This window comes from Rhodococcus sp. MurmanLake-1 (assembly GCF_056945715.1).
In genome coordinates, this window is record NZ_JBWZNF010000007.1 from 298,510 (window position 1) to 313,801 (window position 15,292).

General features: G+C 62.8%; 17 protein-coding genes. 9 read left to right on the forward strand and 8 right to left on the reverse strand.

Features of this window, described 5'->3' with window-relative positions; genetic code table 11:
• Window positions 1-16: 16 nt before the first annotated feature.
• From AC2ETI_RS21190 to AC2ETI_RS21200, 3 genes are read left to right on the forward strand one after another with little or no spacing between them, the layout of a single operon-like run.
• Complete coding sequence (locus tag AC2ETI_RS21190; protein ID WP_483634354.1) at window positions 17-1,228, forward strand: acyl-CoA dehydrogenase family protein; 1,212 nt, start codon at window positions 17-19, stop codon at window positions 1,226-1,228.
• Window positions 1,225-2,250, forward strand: a complete 1,026-nt coding sequence (locus tag AC2ETI_RS21195) for a phosphotransferase family protein (RefSeq protein WP_021345641.1) — start codon at window positions 1,225-1,227, stop codon at window positions 2,248-2,250. The genes AC2ETI_RS21190 and AC2ETI_RS21195 overlap by 4 nt, the downstream gene beginning before the upstream one ends.
• The gene (locus AC2ETI_RS21200; protein ID WP_483634355.1) at window positions 2,247-2,984 is read left to right on the forward strand and encodes an SDR family NAD(P)-dependent oxidoreductase; all 738 of its coding nucleotides are present in this window, start codon (window positions 2,247-2,249) and stop codon (window positions 2,982-2,984) included. The genes AC2ETI_RS21195 and AC2ETI_RS21200 overlap by 4 nt, the downstream gene beginning before the upstream one ends.
• A gap of 4 nt (window positions 2,985-2,988) precedes the next feature.
• Here the strand turns inward: AC2ETI_RS21200 and AC2ETI_RS21205 are convergent, their stop codons facing one another.
• Entirely contained in the window at window positions 2,989-3,534 is a 546-nt protein-coding gene (locus AC2ETI_RS21205; RefSeq protein ID WP_095973117.1) for a ribulose 1,5-bisphosphate carboxylase large subunit, read from the reverse strand.
• A 144-nt stretch (window positions 3,535-3,678) separates the two neighbouring features.
• On the opposite strand from AC2ETI_RS21205, the gene AC2ETI_RS21210 reads away from it, so the two are divergent.
• Genes AC2ETI_RS21210 through AC2ETI_RS21225 form a run of 4 tightly spaced genes read left to right on the forward strand, consistent with a single transcriptional unit; the run spans window position 3,679 to window position 6,158 of the window.
• Complete coding sequence (locus AC2ETI_RS21210; protein ID WP_019745441.1) at window positions 3,679-4,179, forward strand: methylated-DNA--[protein]-cysteine S-methyltransferase; 501 nt, start codon at window positions 3,679-3,681, stop codon at window positions 4,177-4,179.
• Window positions 4,166-4,720, forward strand: coding sequence for an RNA polymerase sigma factor (locus tag AC2ETI_RS21215; protein WP_020909250.1), 555 nt, complete (start codon window positions 4,166-4,168; stop codon window positions 4,718-4,720). Before AC2ETI_RS21210 ends, AC2ETI_RS21215 begins: the two co-directional genes overlap by 14 nt.
• Entirely contained in the window at window positions 4,717-5,316 is a 600-nt protein-coding gene (locus AC2ETI_RS21220; RefSeq protein ID WP_046379350.1) for a methylated-DNA--[protein]-cysteine S-methyltransferase, read from the forward strand. Before AC2ETI_RS21215 ends, AC2ETI_RS21220 begins: the two co-directional genes overlap by 4 nt.
• Window positions 5,313-6,158, forward strand: a complete 846-nt coding sequence (locus AC2ETI_RS21225; RefSeq protein ID WP_483634356.1) for a DNA-3-methyladenine glycosylase family protein — start codon at window positions 5,313-5,315, stop codon at window positions 6,156-6,158. The genes AC2ETI_RS21220 and AC2ETI_RS21225 overlap by 4 nt, the downstream gene beginning before the upstream one ends.
• A gap of 3 nt (window positions 6,159-6,161) precedes the next feature.
• On the opposite strand, the gene AC2ETI_RS21230 is transcribed toward AC2ETI_RS21225, so the two are convergent.
• The 5 genes from AC2ETI_RS21230 to AC2ETI_RS21250 form a co-directional block, all read right to left on the reverse strand.
• Window positions 6,162-8,387, reverse strand: a complete 2,226-nt coding sequence (locus tag AC2ETI_RS21230) for an MMPL family transporter (protein ID WP_046379348.1) — start codon at window positions 8,385-8,387, stop codon at window positions 6,162-6,164.
• A 102-nt stretch (window positions 8,388-8,489) separates the two neighbouring features.
• Window positions 8,490-10,040, reverse strand: a complete 1,551-nt coding sequence (locus tag AC2ETI_RS21235; protein ID WP_483634357.1) for a bifunctional 3'-5' exonuclease/DNA polymerase — start codon at window positions 10,038-10,040, stop codon at window positions 8,490-8,492.
• 47 nt (window positions 10,041-10,087) lie between these two features.
• Window positions 10,088-10,951, reverse strand: a complete 864-nt coding sequence (locus tag AC2ETI_RS21240; RefSeq protein ID WP_483634358.1) for a 5-oxoprolinase subunit C family protein — start codon at window positions 10,949-10,951, stop codon at window positions 10,088-10,090.
• Window positions 10,948-11,580, reverse strand: coding sequence for a 5-oxoprolinase subunit B family protein (locus tag AC2ETI_RS21245; protein ID WP_483634359.1), 633 nt, complete (start codon window positions 11,578-11,580; stop codon window positions 10,948-10,950). The genes AC2ETI_RS21240 and AC2ETI_RS21245 overlap by 4 nt, the downstream gene beginning before the upstream one ends.
• Complete coding sequence (locus AC2ETI_RS21250; RefSeq protein WP_070385170.1) at window positions 11,577-12,056, reverse strand: MarR family winged helix-turn-helix transcriptional regulator; 480 nt, start codon at window positions 12,054-12,056, stop codon at window positions 11,577-11,579. Before AC2ETI_RS21250 ends, AC2ETI_RS21245 begins: the two co-directional genes overlap by 4 nt.
• Before the next feature lie 75 nt (window positions 12,057-12,131).
• Here AC2ETI_RS21250 and AC2ETI_RS21255 point away from each other — a divergent pair, with 75 nt between their 5' ends.
• Window positions 12,132-12,965: an alpha/beta fold hydrolase gene (locus AC2ETI_RS21255; protein ID WP_483634360.1), complete on the forward strand. Its 834-nt coding sequence runs from the start codon at window positions 12,132-12,134 to the stop codon at window positions 12,963-12,965.
• A gap of 4 nt (window positions 12,966-12,969) precedes the next feature.
• Here the strand turns inward: AC2ETI_RS21255 and AC2ETI_RS21260 are convergent, their stop codons facing one another.
• On the reverse strand, window positions 12,970-13,413 hold the full coding sequence (locus AC2ETI_RS21260) for a hypothetical protein (protein WP_020970887.1): 444 nt from the start codon (window positions 13,411-13,413) through the stop codon (window positions 12,970-12,972).
• Window positions 13,414-13,462: 49 nt separating this feature from the next.
• On the opposite strand from AC2ETI_RS21260, the gene AC2ETI_RS21265 reads away from it, so the two are divergent.
• On the forward strand, window positions 13,463-13,741 hold the full coding sequence (locus AC2ETI_RS21265) for a hypothetical protein (protein WP_020970886.1): 279 nt from the start codon (window positions 13,463-13,465) through the stop codon (window positions 13,739-13,741).
• Window positions 13,742-13,840: 99 nt separating this feature from the next.
• Here the strand turns inward: AC2ETI_RS21265 and AC2ETI_RS21270 are convergent, their stop codons facing one another.
• On the reverse strand, window positions 13,841-15,217 hold the full coding sequence (locus tag AC2ETI_RS21270; protein WP_483634361.1) for an NAD-dependent succinate-semialdehyde dehydrogenase: 1,377 nt from the start codon (window positions 15,215-15,217) through the stop codon (window positions 13,841-13,843).
• Between the last annotated feature and the right edge of the window lie 75 nt (window positions 15,218-15,292).

Genomic DNA, 15,292 nt, shown 5'->3' on the forward strand with positions numbered 1-15,292 from the left:
CTTTCGGAGGTGGCTGGTGGCAATCGATCTGACGTACGCGCCCGAGGTGGTGGCGCTGATCGAGAAGACGCGCGACTTCACGCGCAACGTAGTGCTCCCCATCGAAGACGAACACGCCGGTGACATCGCCGTCGCGGGTGGCGATGCCATCCGCATCGAGATGCAGGCGGCAGCAAAAGAAGCCGGTGTCTTCGCACCGCATGCACCGATCGAGTACGGCGGCCACGGACTCAACATGAGTGATCGCGCGCCTGTTTTCGAGGAAGCCGGCTACTCGCTCTTCGGGCCGACGGCGCTCAACATCGCTGCGCCGGACGAGGGCAATGTTCACATGCTGGCCCACGTCGCGAACGAAGCACAGAAGCAGCAGTTCCTCGCGCCGCTCGCAAGCGGGGACATGCGGTCGGCATTCGCCATGACCGAACCCGCGCCCGGAGCGGGATCCGATCCCTCGGCTTTGAACACCCGCGCCGAGAAAGTCCCCGGTGGCTGGAAGATCAACGGTAAGAAATGGTTCATCACCGGCGCCGACGGCGCCGGATTCTTCATCATCATGGCGCGCACCTCCGGCGAGCCCGGGCAGCGCGGCGGAGCGACCATGTTCCTGACGCCGACGGACACAGCGGGTCTCATCGTGGGTCGACACATCGACACTCTCGACAAGTCCATGATCGGCGGGCACTGCGAGGTCACGTTCGAGGATCTCTTCGTTCCCGACGAGGCCGTTCTCGGTGAGGTCGATCAGGGATTCGCCTACGCGCAGGTTCGTCTCGGTCCCGCCCGCACGACGCACGTGATGCGCTGGCTCGGTGCAGCACGCCGCGGCCACGACGTCGCCGTGGCCAGGGTTGCCGAACGAGAAGGCTTCGGCTCGAAACTCGGTGATCTCGGAATGATCCAGAAGATGGTCGCCGACAACGAGATCGACATCGCAGCCAGTCGCGCACTTCTGGTGCAGGCCTGCTTCGAACTCGATCAGGGCGGGCACGCGAGCAACGCGACGTCCATCGCCAAGACCTACGCGGCCGAGGCGATCTTCCGGATCGTCGACCGCTCCATTCAGATGTGTGGCGGAATGGGCGTGTCCGGCGATCTGCCGCTGGCACGGTTGTCCCGCGAAGTGCGTCCCTTCCGCGTCTACGACGGTCCGTCCGAGGTTCATCGCTGGGCAATTGCGAAACGTGTTGTCGGCGCTGCAAAGCGCGCTGCTCGGGAGGAGTCGAAGTGACGGACTTCCCAGGACTCGATCTCGCGGCGCTCCACAAGTATCTGCAAGCCGCAGGCGTCGAGGTGAGCGGTGAGTTGCGAGCCGAACTGATTTCAGGCGGCAAATCCAATCTCACCTACGGAATCTTCGACGACAACTCGAAGTGGATTCTGCGTCGTCCACCCACGGCCGGCCTGACGCCTTCGGCGCACGACGTTGCGCGCGAGTTCCGAATCACCTCGGCGTTGCAGAACACTGCCGTGCCGGTCGCGCCGACCGTCGTGCTGTGCGAGGACGCCTCGGTGATGGGTGCGTCGTTCACGGTGGTCGAGTTCGTCACCGGTCAAGTGATCCGGACCAAAACCGAATTGGAAGCTGTTCCGGCAGAGCTGGTCACGCAGTGCACCGACGAGTTGGTGCGTGTTCTCGCTGCCCTGCACGACGTCGACTACAACGCAGTGGGTCTCGGCGAACTCGGCCGACCCGACGGTTACGTAGCCCGTCAGGTGAAGTTGTGGGCCGGTCAATGGTCACGCGTCAAGACCGAGGACTCGGCCGATGTGGACAGGTTGGCGTCGAGCCTCGCGGAATTGATTCCGGCTGAATCGGCTTCGTCGATCGTGCACGGCGACTACCGGATCGACAACACGATTCTCGCGGCGAACGACGTCACCAAGGTTGCCGCAGTGGTGGACTGGGAACTGTCGACGCTGGGTGATCCGCTGGCGGACATCGCGATGATGTGCGTCTATCGGCATCCCGCGCTGGATCTGGTTCTGGGTGAGCCTGCTGCGTGGACGAGCCCGTCGCTACCGTCCGTTGTCGATCTGGCGCAACGGTATTCGTCCGTTTCGGGTCGTGAATTGGCGCATTGGAACTTCTACATGGCGCTCGGGTTCTTCAAACTCGCCGTCGTGGCGCAGGGCATCGATCACCGATTCCGAGCAGGAGCCACCGTCGGCGGGGGATTCGACAAGGCTGGATCTTCTGTGCCGGAACTGATCTCGGCCGGACTCAATGCACTGCAAGGGAAATTCGAATGACTCGATCAGCACTGGTCACCGGCGCCTCCAAGGGAATCGGGCTCGGCATCGCAACACGCTTGGCTTCGCAAGGGTACGGGCTGACCATCACGGCGCGTGATGCCGAACGGCTCGCCGTTGTCGCCGAAGAACTTACGCGCGCCGGATCGCCGGACGTCGTCGTCTCGGCCGGCGACATGGCGGACGAGAACTTCGCCGCAGCACTCGTAACCACGCACGGCGAGCGGTTCGGCTCCATGCGAGCCCTCGTCCTCAACGCCGGAGTGGGAACCAGTGGGCGAGTGGCTGACTACCCCATGCGACGTTTCGACAAGACCGTTGCCGTCAATCTCCGGACACCGTTCGCACTATTGCAAGCGTCGCTGCCGCTCCTGCGTACAGCGGCGGACGCGGACCTCGCCGGCGGAGCAAAGGTGATCGCTCTCGCCTCGATGGCCGGCGTCTACGCCGAGAGCGGTCTGGCCGTCTACGGAGCCACCAAAGCTGCACTCATTTCGATGGTCGAAGCACTCAACGCCGAGGAATCCGGAAACGGAGTGAGCGCGACGGCCATTGCTCCCGGTTACGTCGACACGGACATGTCGGCGTGGACGCACGATCGGATCACACCCGAGACCATGATCAAGGTCGACGACATCGTGGAGTTGGTGGACGGACTGCTCAAGCTCTCGTCTCGAGCAGTGGTTCCGAAGGTCGTCATGACGCGTGCTGGGACCAACGGCTACTCCGCCTGAAATTTCAATCCAGCTTGGCTTCGCCCCGCTTGCGGAAAAAGTGGAAGCCGGGCACTCCGACGATCGCCTGACGCAGGTCCTTCACCACTCCGAGGAGTTCGTGGATCTCGGGCGAGACGGAGTCCAAGGTTCCGAGGATGGGCAGCACCGCGGTCACGCGGTCGGTGAGCTCCGGCAGTTGGTCGATCAGTTTGATCGCGGCGCTGACCTCCGCCTCGGACAGGTCGTCGGCGAATCTGGCCGCCAGCGGCGCGAGCTGCAACGCAATGGGCTCGTAGATCTCGAGGAGTTGTCCCGCGATGTCCGAGGTCTGTTCGACGGCCTCGACCAGCGTCTCAGCTCGAACGGTCACGGCGGCGGCTCCGATCACGACGCGGTCGGCGTTGTCGGCGATCTGGTTGATGCGCGCCACCAACCTCTCGACCGAGAAGAGGAGCGCCTCGAGTCGAGCGGGCAGGGTGACCGCAAAAGCGACCGTGGACAGGGACCAGTGCACCACGTCGCCGACGGAGCGGACGACGGTGGAGCTGCCGGGCAAAACTAGAGCCATCCCTCGATACTGCCTGATGTGACGTCAAAGTACAGGTAAATCTCACATTCACGAGGCCAGCGGCGTCTTCGAGGTGTCGGTGCCGGCGCGGACAATCAATTCACCCGCTGCCTGCTGCACCGCGCAACCTGGAAGGATCGAGACATGACGGCTATCCGTACGCACACCGTGATCGACTCGCCGATCGGGGCGTTGACGCTGGTAGCAGCAGGTGACGACCTCTGCGGGCTGTACATGGCGGAGCATCGCCACAAGCCGGACGAGTCCACGTTCGGTGATCGTTCCGCGGCGGTCTTCGGTGAAGTCGAATCGCAGCTCACCGAGTACTTCGAGGGTGATCGCACGGAGTTCTCCGTGCCGCTGGCGCCCGTGGGTACCGAGTTCCAGAAGCGGGTGTGGGATACCTTGCGAACGATCCCGTACGGCGAAACCTGGACATACATGGAGCTCGCGCAAACTTTGGGTAACCCGCTTGCGATCCGTGCTGCCGCCGCGGCAAACGGCAAGAATCCGATCAGCATCATCGTTCCCTGCCATCGTGTGGTCGGTAGCGACGGAAGTCTGACCGGTTTCGCCGGCGGCCTCGAACGCAAGCGGTTCCTGCTCGACCGCGAGCACGGCGGCGAATCGGATGTCCTCTTCTGATGCGCTCGGCTCACAATTCGGTGATCGGGAACGTCTACCGATCGTGAGACTCAAACCGTTCGAAGACGTCGTGACCGAATACGGTGCAGTGGTCCTCCGTGTCTGCCGCGCGGTGGTCGGTCCCGTCGACGCCGAGGACGCGTGGTCCGAGACGTTCATCGCAGCGATGCGGGCATATCCGGATCTGAATCCGGACGCGAACATCGAAGCCTGGCTGGTGACCATCGCGCACCGCAAGGCAATCGACATCACCCGAGTGCGCGCCCGCGTGGCCGTGCCGACAGACGAGGTTCCGGAGTTGCCGACGCGAATCGGCGTACCCGGAACGTGGGATCACGAACTCTGGGACGCACTCGAACAGCTACCGCTCAAACAACGTGCGGCAGTCGCCTATCACTTTCTGGGTGGGCTGCCGTACGCAGAGATCGCGGACATCCTCGGCAACACCCCGGCGGCCGCCAGACGCGCGGGTGCCGACGGTATCGCCACACTACGAAGAACCTACTTGTCCGCTACCGCTGCGGAAGGGAGTCACTCATGAGTAACGATGTGTTCGAGGCGCTTCCAGCCGTTGACGCTGACGCCATGATCCGCCTACGGGCGCGCCTGGCTGCTCAGGCGTCCGAAGCTGAATTGATCGACGTGGCATATCGAACCGTCGATTCGCCGGTCGGAAAGCTACTGCTGGCGGCGACCGATGCCGGCCTGGTGCGGGTTGCCTTTGCCGTCGAAGGGCACGACCTCGTTCTGGAACGTTTGGCGGACACCGTCAGCCCCCGTGTGCTTCATTACCCGCGCAGGCTGGACACTGTCGCTCGCGAGTTGGACGAGTACTTTGCCGGTGCGCGTCGAGAATTCGATCTGCGCTTGGACTTCCAACTCGCGAAGGGGTTCCGACGCGAAGTGTTGCGTCATCTCCCCGAGATCGAATACGGCCACACTGCAAGCTATTCGGTGGTCGCAGCAGCGTCGGGAAGCCCGCGTGCGGTGCGTGCCGTCGGGACCGCATGCGCAAAGAATCCGCTGCCGTTGGTGGTCCCGTGTCACCGGGTGGTGCGCAGCGACGGCAGCCTCGGGCAGTACGCCGGCGGCCCCGAACTGAAAGCGATTCTGCTGGATCTGGAGGCCGGCCGGTGAGCGCAGTGACGCTGCGCTTTCAGGCGCCCTATGCAGTCGAACCGCTCACCGGTGCCTTGCGGGCTCACTGCGTCGCAGGCCTCGAGCGTCACGACGACGGTGTTCACACCAGAGTCATACCGTTGCCTTCCGGCCCGGTAGTTGTGTCGGTGTCGTGGACAGACGACGGTGTCGTCATGGATTCCGATGTGCCGGCGGAGGATTCCGCAGTGCTGGAGGTGATCGTGCGTCGTTGGCTCGACCTCGACGCCGATCACACTGCTGTCGAAGCAGCGTTCGGTAGCGATGAGTTGTTGGCCCCACTCGTTGCCGCCCGTCCAGGATTGCGGGTGCTCGGCTCGGTGGACGGTTTCGAGACCGCAGTGCTCACCGTTCTGGGGCAACAGGTTTCGCTCGCCGCAGCGAGGACGTTCGGTGGTCGTTTTGTCAGCGCATTCGGAGCGCCGGTGGAAGGGGAGTTTCTTGCCTTCCCTGATCCGGAGGCGGTTGCAGCGCAATCGCCGGAGGACATACAGAAAGCCGTCGGATTGACCACAGTGCGCGCAAGAACAGTGCACACGTTGGCAACTGCGGCAGCGAACGGTCTCGATCTCTCCTGGGATGCGGATCCTGTCCAATTTCGACAAGAGTTGTTGGTGCTACCGGGAATCGGACCGTGGACCGCTGACTATCTCACTGTTCGAATTCTCGGTGATCGCGACGCCTTCGTACCCGACGATCTGGTGTTGAAGCGAGCGTTGGGGGTCTCGTCGGGCAAAGAAGCCGCAGCGTTGTCCGAGCGCTGGCGACCCTGGCGAGCGTACGCACTCTTTCATCTGTGGACCAAGGAAGCGTTTCTGTAGTGGTCAATCTTTCGCGCGGGCCAGTTCGGACGGCCACCATATACGTTTCCCGATGTCGTGAGAGAGCGCAGGCACCAGGACACTGCGCACGATGATCGTATCGAGCAGCACACCGAAGGCCACGGCAAATCCGATCTCGGCGAGGAAGACCAGCGGCAGGATGCCCAGTACGGCAAATGTTGCGGCCAAGACGATTCCGGCTGAGGTGATCACACCCCCGGTGACCGCAAGACCGCGCAGGACACCTGCGCGGGTGCCGAATTCTCCGGTCTCCTCTCGCACACGGGTCATCAGGAAGATGTTGTAGTCGATACCCAGAGCGACCAGAAACACGAAGGCGAACAGTGGGAACGATTGATCCGCCCCGGCGAACCCGAATACGTGTGTGAAGAAGAATCCGCTCACACCGAGCGTCGCCGCGAAGGAAAGCACCACGGTGACAATGAGAATCACCGGGATCAGCAGAGCACGGAGCAAAGCGGCCAAGACCAGGAAGATCACCACCAACACGATCGGGATGATCAGGTTTCTGTCGCGGACCGAGGCCGCCTGGACATCGAGGGTGGTGGCCGTGCTGCCGCCGACGAGCGCGTCGGCGCCGGGCACGTCGTGGACGGCAGTCCGCAGTCGCTTGACAGTTTCGAGTGCCTGCGGCGAATCGTAAGAGTCGGCGAGGGTTGCATTGATCATGGTTCGGCCGTCGATCGGTGCAACGGTGAAAGCCGCAGGGGCGCAACCCGCAGCGGCGGCTTGTGCGACGGCAGCGGGGTTGGTCTTGATCAGCTCGCTGACCTTTGCGACGTCCACCTGGGTGCAGACGGCGCCGGGATCCTGCGAGATACCTTCGACGCCGCTGGCTGCTTTGATGACGGCGTCGGCCTGGTCGGCGTTTGCGGTGATCACGGCCGGTGCGCCGGCTCCGGGATCGAACTTCGAGTCGTAGAGTTCCTGTCCGACAACAGCGTCCGGACGATTGGTGAAGCTTTCGGTGGATGTCAGGCCATCGGTTTTGAGACTGCCGATCCCGGCCGCGAACAGGATGATCAACAAGACAGTGGCGCCGATCCACAGTGGGCGGTCCTTGCTGCCGACGGCCTCGGCGATCTTGCCCCACATCCCGTGCGTCGTAAGGTCTGCGGCGTGATCGACCTTGGGCTTGCGCGGCCAGAAGACCCACCGTCCGGTGGCGGCCAGAGCGACCGGCATGAACGTCATCATCACCAGATAGGTGCAGGCGATCCCGATGGCGGCGACGGGTCCGAGGCTCTTGTTGGAGTTGAGTTGAGAGAACGTCAGGCAGAGCAGACCGAGAATGACGGTGACAGCCGAAGCGGTGATGGCCGGCGCAGACTCGCGCCAGGCCTTGATCATCGCGTCGAAGCGGTTGGGATACGTGTGTAGTTCTTCGCGATAGCGAGAGATCAAGAGTAGGGCGTAGTCGGTACCGGCACCGATCACCAACACGAAAAGGATGCCTTGAGATTGTCCGGTCAGAGTGAGTAATTCGGCTTTCGCGAGGAAATAGATCACCATCGACGACAAGCCGATGGCGAGGAGCGCGGAGAACAGCGGGAAGAACCACAACACCGGCGATCGGTACACGACAAGCAGGATGAGGATCACGACCAGGAGTGCCGCGCCAAGGAGCGCTCCGTCCAGACCGGCAAAGGCGTCGATGAACGCAACGAGTAGCCCACCTGGCCCGGCTGGGAGTACCTCGACATCACCAGCTGCTTGTTTTGCTGCGTCGATGACGTTCTGCTCGGTGGTCGCCAGGACATCGCCTGCCACGGATGTGTCTCCGTCCTTGGCGACGAGTGGCACGAAGATCGACGCAGTTGTGCCGTCGGCGGAGTACTGAGTGGGTTGCATTCCGTCGGCGTCTACTCCGGAGATGCCGGCAATAGCGCCGTACGCCGAGTTGATTGCAGATTTGTCCGCCTCGGTGAGGGCCGAATCTCGATGGAACAGAACAAAACCAGGGATCGTCTCGACCGCGAGGAAGTTCGCGGATTGATTGCTGACGATCGTCGATTCTGCGGAACTCGGCAGGTACGAGGCGTTGTCGTTCTTCTGAACCTCGGCGAGTTTGCCTTGGAACGAACCGCCGAATCCGCCTGCGACGAAGGCAAAGATTGCAAGCGCGATCACGGTGAAGATCGGCAGTCGACGGCGTTTGACCGTTCCGCGCTCGTTCCGTTCTGCATCAGTTGTATCCAGCTTGGTCATGGTTCTCCTCGAACGCAGTCGACCAGCACCAACAAAGCAACGTTTTCCAGTAGAACACGCAATACGGGCGCGGTGGAACCACTTGGAGTGGAATTGACGACGCTACGAAGTGCCTTTGCCGTAAGTCTCGCGGGCTGCGACGTCCATGGGAAAACGAACGACTGTGTCGCCGAACAACAATCGAGTTGCCGAAGCCGCAGCGGCCAGCACGTGGGCGGCACCTGACTCGGGGTTTCGGGTATGCACGACCACTTCGTCGTGCTGGAAGAAGACCAACTCGCCGTCCGGATCTTCGGCGAGGCGTCGCCTGAGGTCGGCGAGCAGGCACAACGCCCACTCGGACGCAGTGGCCTGAACGACGAAGTTTCGCGTGAAACGACCGCGGGCATGAGCGTCGCCGTGGGAGTAGAAGTCGGGAGACGGTGGGGGACAGGCCCGGCCGAGCAGTGACTTCACCACCTCGCCGCGCTCACCTGCCTTGGCAGCTTGCTCGACGTACTCGACGGCGACCGGGAATCGCTTCCGCAACAAGATGAGCAGTGCTTTGGCTTCACCCGCCGTCGCCCCGTACAGGACTCCGAGGATTGCGACCTTGGCTTTTGCGCGATCACCGCCGAAGGCTTCGGCACCGACAAGTGCGTACAAATCGTCGTCGCCGGCGGCGGCCATCATGCGGCGGTCGCCGGACATGGCGGCCAGAATTCGGGGCTCGAGCTGACCGGCGTCGGCGACGACGAACACGTGGCCCGGATCTGCGACGACGCTCGAGCGCATGGTCTTAGGAATCTGGAGGGCCCCGCCGCCCCGGCTCGCCCACCTGCCGGACACGACACCACCGGGAACGTAGATCGGGCGGAATCGATCGCCCCGCACCCAACTGTCCATCCACTGCCAACCGTTGGTGCTGTACAGCTTGGCGAGTTCGCGGTGACGTAGGAGCAGCGGCACAGCCGGATGATCGACTTCCTGCAGAAACCACTTGCGCGTCGACGGCAGTTCGATGCCCTGACGCCCGAACGCCTCGGTGATCTCCACCGAAGACGAAGGATTGACGGTGCGCCCGAAGACCTCGCTGATCTGGGCGGCAAGTTCCTGCATGCGTGCGGGGAGGTCGTATCCCGTCGGCCGCGGCCCCAGTCGTTCTTCGAGGAGTTCGCGGTGCTTCTGCGTCGAGAACGGCAGGCCCGTGTGCGTCATCTCGGCGGCGCTGAGAGCGCCGGCCGATTCTGCTGCGATCAACAAGTCCAGTCGAGCGTCCGTGCCGATGGTTGCGCGCTGCTCGGCGAATTCGGTGGCGACGGCGAGAGGATCGAGAACGGGTGCAGTGTCGAAGAGTCCGAGTCGATCGTCGTCGAACTCCTCGGCAGGCGGTGACGGTTTGCCGACGCGCATTCCGAGTATCGCGCGGGTCAGGGAGATGTCGTGGCACCGCTGAACCCGTACGCCTGCCCGCAGTAGCGGTGGGTACACGGTCGCCGTACTCGGCCACACCCACCGCGGGTGCTCGGCTTCCTCGATGGTGCGCACCGCTGCGATCAGGTCGGGGTATTCGACGGGATCGGCGAGCGGCGTTCCACCGGGATCGGTCCGTAGGACAGTTGCCGTCACAGCTCCCGTGGACGTCGTACTACCGGGGACCAGGACAACTCGCACGACATCAGTGTGACGGCAGGGTCCGACACGCCATCGCTCGGCGCTGCTCAGGCCCCGACGAACCGGATGTGCTGACCCGGGCGGGCTTGGCCGAGTCGGTCGATATCTGCGTCCGCGACCACTCCGACCACCGGATACCCGCCGGTGATCGGGTGATCGGTGAGGAACACGACAGGTTGGCCGCTGGGTGGGACCTGGATCGATCCGAGCGCTACGCCTTCGGTGGGGAGTTCGGCGTCATTCGTTCGTTGCAGCAGTTCGTCGGTGCCGACACGATCGAGTCGCGCCCCGATTCGGTCCGAGTCGGTCGAGACCACCCACTGCCCCCGCAGGAGCGATTCGGGGTTGGTGAATCGATCTGCGCGCGGCCCGAATACGACTCGAATGTCGAGAGTCTCGTTTGTCATCGGTGGAACTGGTGCAAGGTCGACGAGCGAGAACGCGGTCGGCGAAGGCCCGATCGGGAGAACAACCTTGGGCTCGAGAGGCGCCGGACCTATCCCGGACATGGTGTCGGTGCTGCGCGATCCCAGGATCTCGGGAACCACAATGCCGCCTCGGACGGTCAGATACGTCCGCAGGCCACTCGGTGCGTAGTCGAGGCGGACGGTCTGACCGACGTCGAGAGCGATCACGCTCGAATGCCCGACCGGAACGCCGTCGCGGTAGGCCTGTGCGGGCGCCCCGGTGAACGCGATCGTTGCCTGTTGCTGCGCCCGAATGCTCAGCCCGCCCAGGAGGACCTCGACGCCTGCCGCGCCCTCGTCGTTGCCGACGAGCCGGTTGCCGAGTTTGAGCGATCGCCTGTCCGCAGCACCGGAAACCCCGACGCCCGAGCGAAGGTGTCCGGTCCGTCCGAGGTCCTGGATCAAACTCAGCGGCCCGGTGTCGAGTATCTCCAGACCGCTCATCGGTCGTCCTCGTTGACGAAGCGCACGCGGCCCCCGGGCTGAACGGCGGCCGGTGGCGTTGAGTTCAGGTCCCACATCACGGCGTCGGTGCTCCCGATGATCTGCCAGCCACCCGGCGATGCCCGCGGGTAGATCGCGCTGTATCCAGCGGCCAGGGCGACGGAACCGGCTGGCACTGCGGTTCGCGACTGAGTTCGACGCGGAACGTCGAGCCGAGTGTCGACTGAAGTCAGGTAGGCGAAGCCGGGTGCGAATCCGATGAAGGCGCAACGCCACATCGCCCCGGTATGGGCCGCAACCACCTCGGAACGGCTCATTCCGAGTGACTGGGCGACGTCGTCGAGGTCGGGCCCGTCGTACCTGACGGCGATGGTGAGTGCATCCGTCTCGGAATGCTCGTCTGTGGTCGCGGCAGAATTGGTTTGCTCGAGATCGTTCAAGCACTTCCGGACGTACGTGAGATCTGCCGCCGGGGTGCACGTGACCAGGACCGTGCGAGCTGCGGGGAGGAAGTCTTCGACCCCGACCGGGGTGTTACGCGTCAGTGCTTCGGTGAACGCGAGAACGTCAGCTTCGGAATCGAGGTCTACGAGCAATGCGCGTTCTCCCGCGGGAAGTATGCGAGTCACAGGGAGGGCTCCCGATCGATTCCAGCCCGCTCCACGTCCGCTCGCATCGCCACGATGAAACTCGCGATGGTGGCTCGCTCGGCCGCGGTGTAATTCCCGACGGTGCTCGCAGCCCGTGAAATGAGTGGGCCGAAGAAGCTCTCGCCCAGAGTGACCGCCGATGGTGTGACCTGCAAGATCACTCGCCGGCGGTCCTCCGAGTCCCGCTCCCGAGCTACGTGGCCCGCTTTGACCATCCGGTCGACCAGTGCAGTCACCGACGCCGAGTTGATCCCGAGCTGTGAGCCCAACCAACCAGGCGTCGCCGGTGTGTCCGAGCGCTCGGCATCGAGAAGGCAGATCAGTGCGCGGACGTCGGTCGAGTGCATTTTGTACTTGTTCGCAAAGCCGGAAACCGCCACGTTCAAGTCGACGGTCAGTGCGCGAAGCGAGTGGACGATCGCCATCGCTTCGTCTTCTGCATCGCCGACGCTCATGGATGCCTCCAGCCCTGGTGTGTTGTCTCTCGATTGTCTACTATCTCGATAGTCGAGAGAAAATGGGGGTGGGGAATGGACTTCAATCGCGCATACGACGCCGTACTGACCAAATGGCCGCAAAAACCGCTGGGTGTGGATCTCTCAGGCCGGTTCGGCCGAACGCATGTGAACGTCTGTGGACCTGAAGACTCGCGGCCGTTGATCCTTCTGCCCGGGGGAGGTGCCACTTCGACGGTGTGGTTCGACAACGTTGCGGCGCTGTCGAAATCCCGGCGTGTTTTTGCCGTCGACACCCTGGGCGATGCCGGACTCAGCATTCCCGATGGTGATCCGATGAAGTCCGTCGACGATCTGATCGAGTGGATGGACTCGATAGTCGATTGCACCGGCGCCGACACCGTCGATGTGATCGGACATTCCTACGGCGCAATGATTGCGTTGGCCTTTGCGCTGCATCGACCGGATCGTGTCGGGAAACTTGTTCTGCTCGATCCTAATTCGAGTTTCTCCGGCATGAAGGCGGGCTACCTTCTGCGTGCGCTTCCGCTGTTGATATCCCCGTCGCGAGCACGCCGACGACGACTGTTGGAGTGGGAGGCAGGTGAGTTGAGTATCGACTCCGACTGGCTGTCTCTTGTGGAAGTGGGCACTTCGGATCTACCGCGACCCGATCTCGTAGTGCCTCAACGTCCTTCGAAAGAGGACTTGAGCGCACTGGATGTCGAGTTGCTGGTGGTCCTCGCACAGGACGGACGGGTGCATGATGCGGAAACGGTGTCGAGGTCGGTGCGGGAGAGGATTCCCGCAGCACGTGTCGAGGTGCTGAAAGATGCTTCACATCACAGTATTCCGATGGTTCCCGCCGATGAACTCAACCGAGTGCTCGTCGACTTCTTGGAGGGCTAGCGGATCAGGGTGCGACGACGCACCCCGGACCGATCGGGGTGGCCGGATTGACATCGACCGTTGTGACCGGCCCGCCCGCTGACGTCTGGTAGGCCATCAGAGAATGTTCGCCGGGTGCGGTCGGAGTCCACAGCGTGACGGCGTGGCCGAGTACAACCGGCAAGGTGAAATAGGGATTGACGGTGTCCCAGATCAATTCCTGCGGGAACATGGTCGACGCCCGGTTCAGGTCGACAATCGAGACGTTCGACTCGTCCAACGCTGCTGTCCTGGCAACCACCAGATACGTGCAGCCCGCCCCGTACGGCGTTGTCGGCCCGCTACTGAGACCCGGAAGGACCGTGACGTCTACTACGTCCGCGGAAGCTGACGTCGCGGAACAGATAGCGGCGCTCGCGCTGATGGCGGCGGCGATCACGGTAGTGCGAGCGATTCGTGAAAGTGTCATACCAGCAGGTCGGTTTTATCTGGATGGGTGTTACAGGCAGACTGATCGGATGCGTGCACTTCATCTTCTTCTGGCCGGCTTCGGTTTCCTGCTGGGGTTCCTGATTATTGTTGTCTCCGGCCTGATCGAGTTGGCGTCCGTCGCCTCCCGAACCGATTTCGCCTTTGTCGGTGACTCCGCCGTGTCGGTTGGTGTTTCCAACGAGGCGATCTACACCGCGATCGCTGCTCCACTGGTGGGTGCGCTGTTGGGCTGGCTGTCAGCTGTGATCGCGACGAGGTTCGGGTGGAGCCTCACTCGTGGGAGTGTCACTCCGGCAAGCGAGTGACCAGGGCATTGCTCTTGCTGGTCCGTGGGATATGAGGAAAGGCCCCGACCTCAACAGAGATCAGGGCCTTCCTTTGTATTGCGCTACTTTTGCACCGAGCTACTTCTTGGAGACGCGGAGCAGCTTCTTGTTCACGAACTCGTCCATTCCCCACGGACCGAGCTCGCGGCCGACTCCGGAGCGCTTGACTCCGCCGAAGGGCAGACCGGGCAACGTCGTTCCGTGCTCGTTGACAAACGCCATTCCCACGTCGAGATCGGCAGCGACCGACCGGGCGGAATCGAGATCGCTGCTCCAGACGGACCCGCTCAGACCGTAGACCGACGAATTGGCAAGTTCCACAGCCTCGCTGGCCGACTTGACCTTGTAGACGACGCCGGCAGGTCCGAACAGTTCTTCGCTGTAAGCCCGCATGTCCGGGGTCACGTCTGCGAGCAACGTCGGCTGAACGTAGGCGCCCGGGCCGTCGATCTTCCTTCCGCCGGTGAGCAGCGTCGCTCCCTTGGACACAGCGTCGTCGATCTGCTCGATCAGAGTGTCTGCCGCGCTCTGTGAGGACAGCGGGCCCAGGACGGTGGTTTCGTCCAACGGGTCACCGGCAGAAACGGATTCGAAGGACGTCGCCAATTTGCGGGTGAAGTCGTCGTAGAAATCTTCGGTGACGATGAAACGTTTGGCCGCATTGCAGGCCTGACCGGCATTGGACAGACGCGCCTTGGTTGCGGACTTGACGGTGGCATCCATGTCGTCGGAATCGAGGACGATGAACACGTCCGATCCGCCGAGTTCGAGGACGACCTTCTTGAGATTGCGTCCCGCAGTTTCGGCGACGCTGGTGCCGGCGCGTTCGCTGCCAGTCAGTGACACACCTTGAACTCGGGGATCGGCGATCATGTCCGCGATCTGCTCGTTGGTCGCGAAGACGTTGACGTAGGCGTCGTCCGGCAATCCGGCTTGTCGCAAGATCTCTTCCATCAGCAACGCTGACTGCGGACAGTTGGACGCGTGCTTGAGAATGATCGTGTTGCCCAGCATGAGATTTGGTGCCGCGAAGCGGGCGACCTGGTAGTACGGGAAGTTCCACGGCATGACGCCGATCAGGGCACCGATCGGTCGCCGGTACACAACCGACTCCTCGGCCCCGGGAACGTCGAGCCGTTCTTCCTCGAGCAACGCCGGACCGTGGTCTGCGTACCACTGATAGATCGCGGCCGAGAGTTGTACTTCGCCCTTGGCCTCGCGGACCGGCTTACCCATCTCCAACGAGATCATTCGGGCCAGTTCGTCCGCCCGCTCTGTGTACAGTTCGGCGGTCTTGCTCAGGACTGCCGCACGTTGCTGTGGCGCACTGTTGCGCCAGGTCAAGTAGCCGCGATGCGTGTTCGCGAGTGCGGCTTCAACTCCGGCGTCATCCAAAGTATCGAATTCCCTGACGGTTTCACCTGTCGCGGGATTGACTGTTTTGTAATTAGCCATAGTCGTACAACGTGCGGAAGGGGGTCGAAGATTCCCGAAACGCGCAATCACATTGAATCGGCCCAACAGGTTTCG